Annotated in this window: 11 protein-coding genes; 7 read left to right on the forward strand and 4 right to left on the reverse strand. The window is 66.3% G+C overall.

Annotated elements, in window-relative coordinates:
- Positions 1-17: 17 nt before the first annotated feature.
- Positions 18-194, reverse strand: a complete 177-nt coding sequence (locus MKL20_RS06900) for a hypothetical protein (RefSeq protein WP_244036060.1) — start codon at positions 192-194, stop codon at positions 18-20.
- A gap of 304 nt (positions 195-498) precedes the next feature.
- On the opposite strand from MKL20_RS06900, the gene MKL20_RS06905 reads away from it, so the two are divergent.
- The 7 genes from MKL20_RS06905 to MKL20_RS06935 all read left to right on the forward strand — a co-directional run bounded on the left by MKL20_RS06905 (position 499) and on the right by MKL20_RS06935 (position 6,739).
- Positions 499-696: a hypothetical protein gene (locus tag MKL20_RS06905; RefSeq protein ID WP_243962814.1), complete on the forward strand. Its 198-nt coding sequence runs from the start codon at positions 499-501 to the stop codon at positions 694-696.
- A gap of 144 nt (positions 697-840) precedes the next feature.
- The gene (locus MKL20_RS06910; protein ID WP_243962816.1) at positions 841-1,038 is read left to right on the forward strand and encodes a YlcI/YnfO family protein; all 198 of its coding nucleotides are present in this window, start codon (positions 841-843) and stop codon (positions 1,036-1,038) included.
- Positions 1,028-2,716: a circadian clock protein KaiC gene (kaiC, locus tag MKL20_RS06915; protein WP_243962817.1), complete on the forward strand. Its 1,689-nt coding sequence runs from the start codon at positions 1,028-1,030 to the stop codon at positions 2,714-2,716. The genes MKL20_RS06910 and kaiC overlap by 11 nt, the downstream gene beginning before the upstream one ends.
- Complete coding sequence (locus MKL20_RS06920; RefSeq protein ID WP_244036061.1) at positions 2,713-3,066, forward strand: circadian clock KaiB family protein; 354 nt, start codon at positions 2,713-2,715, stop codon at positions 3,064-3,066. Before kaiC ends, MKL20_RS06920 begins: the two co-directional genes overlap by 4 nt.
- Positions 3,063-3,395, forward strand: coding sequence for a circadian clock KaiB family protein (locus MKL20_RS06925; protein WP_243962819.1), 333 nt, complete (start codon positions 3,063-3,065; stop codon positions 3,393-3,395). Before MKL20_RS06920 ends, MKL20_RS06925 begins: the two co-directional genes overlap by 4 nt.
- Positions 3,379-5,142, forward strand: a complete 1,764-nt coding sequence (locus MKL20_RS06930; RefSeq protein WP_243962820.1) for a PAS domain-containing hybrid sensor histidine kinase/response regulator — start codon at positions 3,379-3,381, stop codon at positions 5,140-5,142. The genes MKL20_RS06925 and MKL20_RS06930 overlap by 17 nt, the downstream gene beginning before the upstream one ends.
- Before the next feature lie 247 nt (positions 5,143-5,389).
- A complete protein-coding gene (locus tag MKL20_RS06935) occupies positions 5,390-6,739 on the forward strand; it encodes a globin-coupled sensor protein (protein WP_243962821.1) in 1,350 nt (449 codons plus the stop codon).
- 30 nt (positions 6,740-6,769) lie between these two features.
- On the opposite strand, the gene MKL20_RS06940 is transcribed toward MKL20_RS06935, so the two are convergent.
- The 3 genes from MKL20_RS06940 to MKL20_RS06950 form a co-directional block, all read right to left on the reverse strand.
- Positions 6,770-7,171, reverse strand: a complete 402-nt coding sequence (locus MKL20_RS06940; RefSeq protein ID WP_244036062.1) for a hypothetical protein — start codon at positions 7,169-7,171, stop codon at positions 6,770-6,772.
- Positions 7,172-7,250: 79 nt separating this feature from the next.
- The gene (locus MKL20_RS06945; protein WP_243962824.1) at positions 7,251-8,345 is read right to left on the reverse strand and encodes a hypothetical protein; all 1,095 of its coding nucleotides are present in this window, start codon (positions 8,343-8,345) and stop codon (positions 7,251-7,253) included.
- A 70-nt stretch (positions 8,346-8,415) separates the two neighbouring features.
- On the reverse strand, positions 8,416-9,197 hold a 782-nt coding region (locus MKL20_RS06950; protein WP_244036063.1), incomplete at its 5' end, for a hypothetical protein.

The following is a 9,197-nucleotide window of genomic DNA, read 5'->3' on the forward strand; positions in this document are numbered from 1 at the left end:
GGGTGCGTGCTCTGTCTTTATTTCTGTCCGACTCCGCACGACCGCCGGGCGTCAATAAACGCAGACAGACTCTCTGCCTCGTTTTCCGTGATCTTCCCGTCGCTGTAGTCGCGCCACAGCGCAGCCGTGATGGCTGGCAACGCGGCGCGCGTCGCCCCCTCCGCCTGTCGACGGATCTCGTCGGCATAGTTCATCGAACCCGTTCCCTCACGGGCCGCGGCTAGGGTCCAGGCAAAGCCTTCCCGTTGACGGAAACGGGTTCCGTCTTGACACCCCGGGGGGTCTCATGGCTTGTGGGGAGCATTCGAAGGCGGCCCCACCAGGCCTCAGGTTTTTCAGCAGCCTCTTCCTTGCCGGGAAGGGGCTGTTGGCTTTTCAGGGTCTATCTCGCGGCGATGGTCTCCTGAATTGCCGGCTCTCGACTCGTCAAGGCGAGCCCGGCCGGAACGCTCCATGTCGGCCGGGCGGCACGGTTAAGTCAACGTTGGAAGCCCGACGATGACCGAGCTTGAGCGGGTCGAGGGCGGCATCGCCACGCTGCGGGAGAGCATCCGGATCGCACGTCTAGCGCTGGCCGAGCCTGGCCTACCGGCAGACGACAGGAGCCGCTGGCAGGCCAGCGTTGACCTCTACGAGCGACACCTGCGCGAGCTTCTGGCAGTGCGCGACGATCTGCGGTCTCTCGCCGAAGATTAAGGGCGACCACTTAGGTCCACCTCATCCGGTGCGATGTTCCCATCGGACCACCCATCTCACCGCCGTCGACCTCAGGTCGTATTGCCCTCTTCAATACGGGACTGTATGCGACCCGTGTGCTGATGCGTTTGGGAGGTGACGGAGATGAAGACCCCGATCGCCCTACGGATCGACCCGGAGATACTGGCTGCCGCTCGCGAGTGCGCGCGCCAGGACAACCGCACGCTCACCAATTTCATCGAGACCGCGCTGCGCCAACGCATCGCCGAGAAGACGTCAGCTCTCGTCGCACGCGGACGAGACTGCACTCAGCAGATTAGGGAACGCCCGCGTGACCTCTGAACACACCACAGCGTCTCTGCCCAAGGCGCGGACGGGCATCGACGGGTTCGACGACGTCACCTTCGGTGGTCTGCCCACAGGGCGGCCTTCTCTCGTCTGTGGTGCCGCCGGCTGTGGCAAGACGCTGTTTGCCACCACTTTCCTCGTGAACGGCGCCACACTCTACGACGAGCCCGGCGTGTTCATGAGCTTCGAGGAGCGGGCGGAAGATCTCTCCGCCAACGTCGCCTCGCTCGGCTACGATCTCGACGGCCTCATGGCGGCGGGCAAGATTGCCGTCGATCACGTCAAGGTCGAGCGCAGCGAGATCGAGGAGACCGGCGAGTACGATCTCGAAGGCCTGTTCATCCGCCTCGGCTACGCCGTCGACACGATCAAGGCCAAGCGGGTGGTCCTCGACACGATCGAGACCCTGTTCGCAGGTCTGAGCGACGCAGCGGTGCTGCGCTCCGAGCTGCGCCGGCTGTTCGGCTGGCTGAAGGATCGCGGGCTGACCGCGATCATCACCGGCGAGCGTGGCGAGGGGCAACTCACCCGCCAGGGCTTGGAAGAGTACGTCTCGGACTGTGTCGTGCTGCTCGACAACCGCGTCGAGGATCAGATCACCACCCGCCGCCTGCGTATCGTCAAATACCGCGGCTCGGCCCACGGCACTAACGAGTACCCGTTCCTGATCGATGAGCAGGGCATCAGCGTCCTGCCGGTGACGGCCGCCGACCTGAGCTACAAGGTTTCGAACGAGATCGTCTCGACCGGGGTCGAGAGCCTGGACGCGATGTTCGGCTCCGGTGGCCTGTTCCGCGGCTCCAGCGTGCTGATCTCCGGCTCGGCCGGTACCGGCAAGACGACGATCAGCAGCCACACGATCGACGCCGCCTGCGCCCGCGGCGAGCACTGCATGTCCTTCGTGTTCGAGGAGAGCGGTGAACAGATCTGCCGCAACGCCCACTCGGTCGGGCTCGATCTCCGGCGCCACCTCGACGCTGGCCTGCTACGCTTTGAGGCTGCGCGGCCGAGCCTGTACGGACTGGAGATGCATCTCGCCCGGATGCACCGGGACATCGAGCAGTTCCGGCCGAGCGTCGTCGTGATCGATCCGATCTCAGCCCTGCGCGGACCCGAGGTCGAGCTGCAGGCGACGCTGTTGCGCATGGTCGACATGCTTAAGGCCCGAGGCATCACCGCGGTATTCACGTCCTTGCGCACGGACGGCGCGTTCGGACAGTCAGACGATCTCGGCCTATCCTCACTGATGGACGTGTGGATCAAGCTCCAGGACATTGAGGCCAACGGCGAGCGCTCGCGCACGCTCTACGTGATCAAGGCCCGCGGCATGAGCCACTCGAACCAGGTGCGCGAGTTTCAGATGTCGGCGGCTGGGTTGAAGCTCGTGGACGCCTACATCGGCCCGGCCGGGGTTCTGACCGGGACCGCGCGCATCGTGCAGGAGGCGCAGGAGGAGGCCGCCGCGCTGCGTCGTCAGCAGGACAGCGAGCGGCGGAAGCGGGACGTGACCCGGCGGCGGCAGTCGATAGAGCGTCAGATCGCCGAACTGCGAGACAGCCTAGAAACCGCGGAGGAGGAGGAGACACTGCTCCTCGACGAGGATACCCAGCGCGAGACGATGCTGACGATCAAGCGCACCGATATCGCCCGTCGCCGGAGCGCAGCGGAATGAGCGAGCAGACGTCACATGCCGGCGATCCCATCTCGGAAGAAGACGGTGATCCGGGGCAATATCATCTTCGCCTTTACGTGGCCGGCCAGACCGCGAAGTCGATGGCCGCGCTGGCCAACCTCATGCGCGTGTGCGAGCAGCACCTCGCCGGCCGCTACGACATTGAGGTGGTCGATCTGCTGAAGAACCCGCAGCTCGCCGCGGGCGACCAGATCTTGGCGATCCCGACCCTGGTCCGCCGGTTGCCCGCCCCGCTCAAGCGGATCATCGGCGACCTGTCGAACACCGAGAAGGTGCTGGTCGGCCTCGACATCCGCCCGCGCGACCCGCCCGCGCCGGGCAAGCCTTGAGCGGTGGCGGGGCAAACGCGCCAGACCCGGCCGAGTACCAGCTGCGCCTCTTCATAGCCGGCACGAGCCCGCGCTCGCAGCGCACGATCGAGAACCTGCGCCGGATCTGCCGCGAGCACCTCGCTGACCGCCACAGCCTCGTGATCGTCGACATCTATCAGCAGCCTGAGCTTGCCGAGGCCGCTCAGGTCGTGGCGGCGCCGACCCTACTCAAATTGACGCCCGAGCCCTTGCGCCGGATCGTCGGCGACCTCTCAGACGAGGCTCGCGTGCTGCGCGGGCTGGGTGTCTACCCACTCCCCAGAGGCGGCGATGGATCCAGTATCTGACCGGGTCGCCCTCGCCACGGCTCAGGCCCGCATCCGCGAGCTTGAGGCCAAACTGGAGGAGAGCGAGGAGACGCTAGGCGCGATCCAGCGGGGCGATTTCGACGCCGTCGTCGTCCAGGGGCCCGCCGGAGAGCGGCAGGTCTACACGCTGGAGAACGCCGACCGACCCTACCGTGTGCTGATCGAGCAGATCCAGGAGGGTGCGTTCACGCTCGGTGCAGACGGGGTGCTGTTGTACGGCAACCCCCGGATCGCTGTGATGCTCGCGAGCATCCCGGAACAGCTGATCGGGCGCCCGCTGTATGACTTCGTCGACGCGAAGGAGCGTCCGGTGCTGGCGCGGCTGTTGGAGGAGGCCAACAGGACAGGCACGGCTCGTGGCGAGGTCCGCCTCCGGTCGGCCGCCGGATCACACCTGCCGGCGCACGTGTCGCTGAGCCGCCTGCAGCGCGGCGACGGCGCCGCCCTGCTATGCGGCGTCCTCACCGACCTGACCGAGCAGCGGCAACATCTGCACGAGCTGGCCGAGGCCAACGCCCGGCTGAAGGCAGAGGGCGAGGAACGCGAGCGGATCGAGGAGGCGCTACGGCAGGCGCAGAAAATGGAGGCGATCGGCCAACTCACGGGCGGTCTTGCGCACGACTTCAACAACCTGCTCGCGGGCATCTCTGGATCGCTGGAACTGATGCAGACCCGGATGCAGCAGGGGCGGTTCAACGATGTCGAACGGTATATGGCGGCGGCGCAGGGGGCCTCGAAGCGTGCCGCCGCTCTGACGCACCGCCTACTCGCTTTCTCCCGACGCCAGACGCTGGCCCCCAAACCGACCGACGTGAACCGGCTCGTCAACGGCATGCAGGAGATGATCCAGCGCACGGTCGGCCCCGGCATTTCGGTTGAGATGGTCGGTGCGTCAGGTCTTTGGACTGCGCTGGTCGACCCGCCGCAGCTTGAGAACGCGCTGCTGAACCTCTGCATCAACGCCCGCGACGCCATGCCGGAGGGCGGGCGCATCACGGTCGAGACCCATAACAAGTGGATCGATGAACGCGCATCCCGCAAGCTCGACATGCCTGAGGGGCAGTACCTCTCGCTGTGCGTGACCGACACCGGCACCGGCATGCCGCCCGAGGTGATCGCCCGGGTGTTCGAACCGTTCTTCACGACCAAACCGATCGGCGAGGGCACGGGGCTCGGGCTCAGCATGATCTACGGATTTGCCCAACAATCCGGCGGGCAGGTGCGCATCTACTCCGAGGTTGGCCAGGGCTCGACCATCTGCATCTACTTGCCGCGCCACTACGGCGAAGCGGCCGACGAAGACAGCGCGATCAAACCCGATGCGCTGCCGCGGTCGGAGCACAGGGCGACGGTGCTGGTCGTGGACGACGAGCCGACTGTGCGCATGCTGATCACCGACATCCTGGAGGACCTCGGCTACCTCGCGATCGAGGCGGGTGACAGTGCAGCCGGGCTGAAGATCCTGCAATCGGATGTGCGCATCGACCTGCTGGTGACAGACGTGGGCCTGCCGGGCGGTATGAACGGGCGCCAGATGGCTGACGCGGGGCGCGTGTCTCGCCCCGACCTCAGGGTGCTGTTCATCACCGGCTACGCGGAGAACGCGATCTTGGGCAACGGGCGCCTCGCGCCAGGCATGACGGTGATGACGAAGCCGTTCGCGATAGATGAGATGGCGGCCCGCATCCGCTCGCTGATCAAGGCAGGTGGGGAAGCCAAGCTGTAGCGTCCGAGCGACAGGATCGTCTGCTTCAAGGTGCATACCCGACACTCCTTGGAGAGTTACCGGACTTCCGGTGTCCAACTGCATCACGCCCGCTCCAGCAGGTCGACGAGAAACGTGCCGGCAGCCGTGATGTCGTTCACCTCGGACCGAACTGCTCACGTCGCCCTAATTCCCCGACGCCGTTAACCTGAGCTTCGCGAGCGACGCGTACCGTTCGGAAGATTTACTGCATCAACGTGAGACTGCCATGCCGACGAACACCAAGCACAAGAAGAGCCTTGGTGTCTTTGGCGTCACAGCAGATGACATGATAATGTTGCGCATGCATGCAAGCGTCGTTAGGCAGATAATGCCTGCGCTGCTCAGCAAACTGCAAGACACGTTCGCGAAGTGGCCAGAAATTGATCCGGCCCTGCAGGCTCCAGAGGTCTATGCGGCACGCCTCGTCCACTGGACGCTCGTGGCCACGGGCGAAATCGGATCGGAGTTCGACGCATCTGTGGAACGCTTGGCCACGGCATTCCACCGTCACAAAGTGCCAGCGTACGCCATCGTCATCTGCCACTCGGTCGTGTCACGTGCGCTTATTGCCGAACTCGGTCTCTCGAACCCGATTGATGATAGGTTCGGATCGCCCGGCAGGATGAAGCAGCTGCGCGAGCATAGCGCTCTCGCCGGCGTAATCAGCCGATTGGCATGGTTCGATCTTGAGCTTTTGCTGGAGACATACGCGCGCGTTGAGGATGAACGCCGGAGTGAAATCGCGACTCAGCTTGAAGGCTTCCAGCAACAGGTTCAGGCTATAGTCACGAGCGTGGCGCAAAGTGCCGATACGGTCAGCAACCGTGCTGTGACGACGGTGAAGGCAACAACTGATACCACCAGATTGGCTCAGACCGTCATGGGTGCCTCTCAAGAGGCTTCCCAGAACGTGGATGGGGTCGCAGCCGCGGCAGAGGAGCTGTCAGCCTCCTTGAGCGAGGTCTCGCAGCAGGTCACGCGGGCCGCTGAGATCGCACAGGCTGCCAATCTGGCCGCCCACCAAACCGATACGACAGTTCAGAGCCTGTCAGGCTCTGCCGCTAAGATTGGCGATGTCGTCTCGCTCATCTCTTCGATCGCCTCCCAGACCAACCTGCTAGCGCTAAACGCAACCATCGAGGCCGCACGGGCCGGAGAGGCGGGTCGCGGCTTCGCAGTGGTGGCCGCCGAGGTCAAGGATCTGGCCGGTCAAACCGCGAAGGCTACCTCAGAGATCTCGGCTCAGGTGGCAGCTATGCAGGGCGCGACCAGTTCGGCGGTCGCAGCGATCGAACGCATCGCCGCCATGATCGGGGAGATGGATCAGGTTGCAGCCACGATGGCCGCCGCAGTCGATCAGCAGCGCGCCGCTACGCATGAAATTGCGGGCAACGTCAGCCGGGCGGCCTCCGGAACGCAAGAGGTTGCCGGCAGCATCACCGGAGTCAGCGATGCAGCTCGGACGGCAGGTAGCGCCGCCAGCGAAATGCAGGGCATCGCGCGTGACCTCGCTAACCAGGCGGCCAAGCTTGAGCAGGCGATGACGACGCTCGTGACTCGCAGCAAAGTGGCATGATGGCGAGCGTTGAGTACGCACTGATCGGCATCAGCGCACCCCCGCGAGGTCGAGGAGGGCTGCGCCAGCCGCCACGATGACGTTCCCACGGCCGCCCCAGCGCAGGGGCTCCACCTCGATCACCGCGGCCACCTCCGGCAGCACGGTCTCAGGCGCCTCGGCCTCGCGGTCCCGGTCGTTCCCACGCAGCCATGTGATCTGACTGCCAGTGTGGTTCTCCGGCGCCGCCAGGGAAGGCTCGTAGTCGGCGCCGTCCTCAAGGTCCGTGTCGCCGTCCATGCGGTCGAGCACGGCGATGATGCGGTCCGCGGCGTCGAGGGCGACCTGAGCCGCCTCCTCCAGGCTGGCGCGGAGTGCGGGTCCGGCTAGCGGCGCCGGGATCGCTGGCGCAGCCGGTTTCGGACGTGGGGTGAAGGTAAGCACGTCGCCCATAGTGTCAGGTCTCGGGGTGTGATGGGGGAGCCCGGCAGGAACTGGCCGGGGCGGTACGCACGGCGAAGGAAGGGAAGGCTCAGCGATTAGGCTGAGCGTTCAGCTCGGACAGCAGGGCGTCGTCGACCGGCCTGCCGTTCGTGTTGAGTTCGTGCCGGATGAGCACCCCCAGGCGCTCGTGCCGGTCGTCGGAGCTCACGGCCGTGCGGCTCCGGACCTCGTCGGCGATGGCACTGAGGAAAGCCCCTGCCCGGTCGTACTCGCGGTCCAGCACCTCGCCGGCCGGCGTGAAGCCGCTGCGCCGATCCGATGTGAAGCACGGGATCGCGCCGGCGCCGGTGAGATGGTGGAACACGCCCTCCCAGGTCTCATAGAGGCGAGCGAGCTGAGCGAGGTCGCACCCGGACAGGTCGTGCACGGCACTGTCGCTCGCCGGGGCGCAGTCAGCCTCGAACGCCGCGGTGACGGCGCTCATGATGTCCCGAAACAGGTAGGCCGGGCAGTCGGGATCCTCGACGCTGCTGCCCGTGAAGAGCGCGACCTGGAACCGGGCGTAGTCGACCAGGGCGAGCCGACCGGCGCGGGTCGTCGGCGTGGTGCGCCACACAGCATCTCGCGTCGCGCTCTGCGCCTCCGTCAGAGCGCGTTCGCGTAGGAACCAGTTCGGCCGTGAGGTCGAGGTCGGGTCCAACCCGAACACCTTCATCGCGTCCTCGGCGCGGTAGCTGTCGGCGATCACGGCGTGGATCGGATCCGGATCGTCGGCCATGGGCGTGACCGGGTATTCATCGGCGAACGCCAGGGCGAACAGGCCGCCGAGGTTCAGCTCGTGCTCGATCTCGGCCATGCGCAGCTCGCGCTCGGTCGCCAGCGGGTAGAGGCGGGCGCACTCGGCCGGCGTCAGTTCGCCGGTTTCCAGCGCCTTGCCGAGGCTGCTCGCCGTCCACCACTCCAAGATGGTGCGCTTCAGTTCGGGGTAGCCGTTGGCGAACTGGGTCCGAAGGGTGTGCTCGTGGCAGGCTGCCTTGAACGCTGCCTTCGCCTCGTCACTACCTGGCTCCGGCTGGTGCCGAGAGCGCTTGCCGAGATTGGCCTTCAGCTCGGCGGCGCGTTGCTTGAGGTCGGTACGGTTAGGATCTCGCCGGAATAGGGCGGACAGCTTGAGAGAGGGCACAGTCGGCCTCCATGGGTCACAGGATCAGTGGGAGGAGGCGCGGCGGGTCGAGCGCCGCGCGGTGGCGGCTTCAGGCCCAATCTGCGCGGGTCGAGGCGTGCTCGTGTTCGAGGCTGGCGGGGTCGATGCCAGCGACGGCTGCCGCGCTGCGCAGCAGGTTCGGCCACGCGCCGCCCGTATCCTTCCACGGATAGAGGCCGATCACCCGGACCAGGGCGGCCATGCCCTCTGGGGTAGTGGCGACGTGCCGCCCGATCTCGCGGTTCAGATCGCGAAACTCGTCCTCTGCCGTCCGGCGGGCCGCCTCAAGGCGCCGTCGGTCGGTCGCGGTCTCGACGGCTTCCACCCGGGTATCGAAGGCGTCGGCGATCGGCATGAGGGCTTTCCACCGGCGGATCCGGCCAGGCGTCTTGCCGCCTCGGCCAAGCATCGGGACCGCGCGGGTGATGGCGATGCGCAGCGCCTCCCCGGTCCAGGCCCGCTCGGTGTGAGCCCCCTCGGTTCCCCAATCCAGGGCGACGTGCCTGAGGTTCACGCCGAGGAGCGTGGGCCAGCGCCAGCCGCCGAGCACCCGAATTTGCTCATCGCGGGTCGCGAACAGCTCCGGCGGGCACGTGACGATGACGGCGTAGACCTGCTGATACGCGACACCCCATTCCTCCCGCGCCCTCTCCTGAGCCTCGCTCGCCCGTAGCCACCGCGCGCCTAGCGACACGATGGCAGCATCGGGATGCGGCTGCGCGGGGGACGCTACGATCGGCGCGGAGAACGCCGGCGTGTGGACGGCAATGGCCATCGACTCGGCTGCGACGGGCCGGCGGCTCGACAGTGCTCCTCGTCGGGCTGCTGGCC

The sequence above is a fragment of the Methylobacterium sp. E-066 genome (genome assembly GCF_022829635.1).
Taxonomy (GTDB): domain Bacteria; phylum Pseudomonadota; class Alphaproteobacteria; order Rhizobiales; family Beijerinckiaceae; genus Methylobacterium.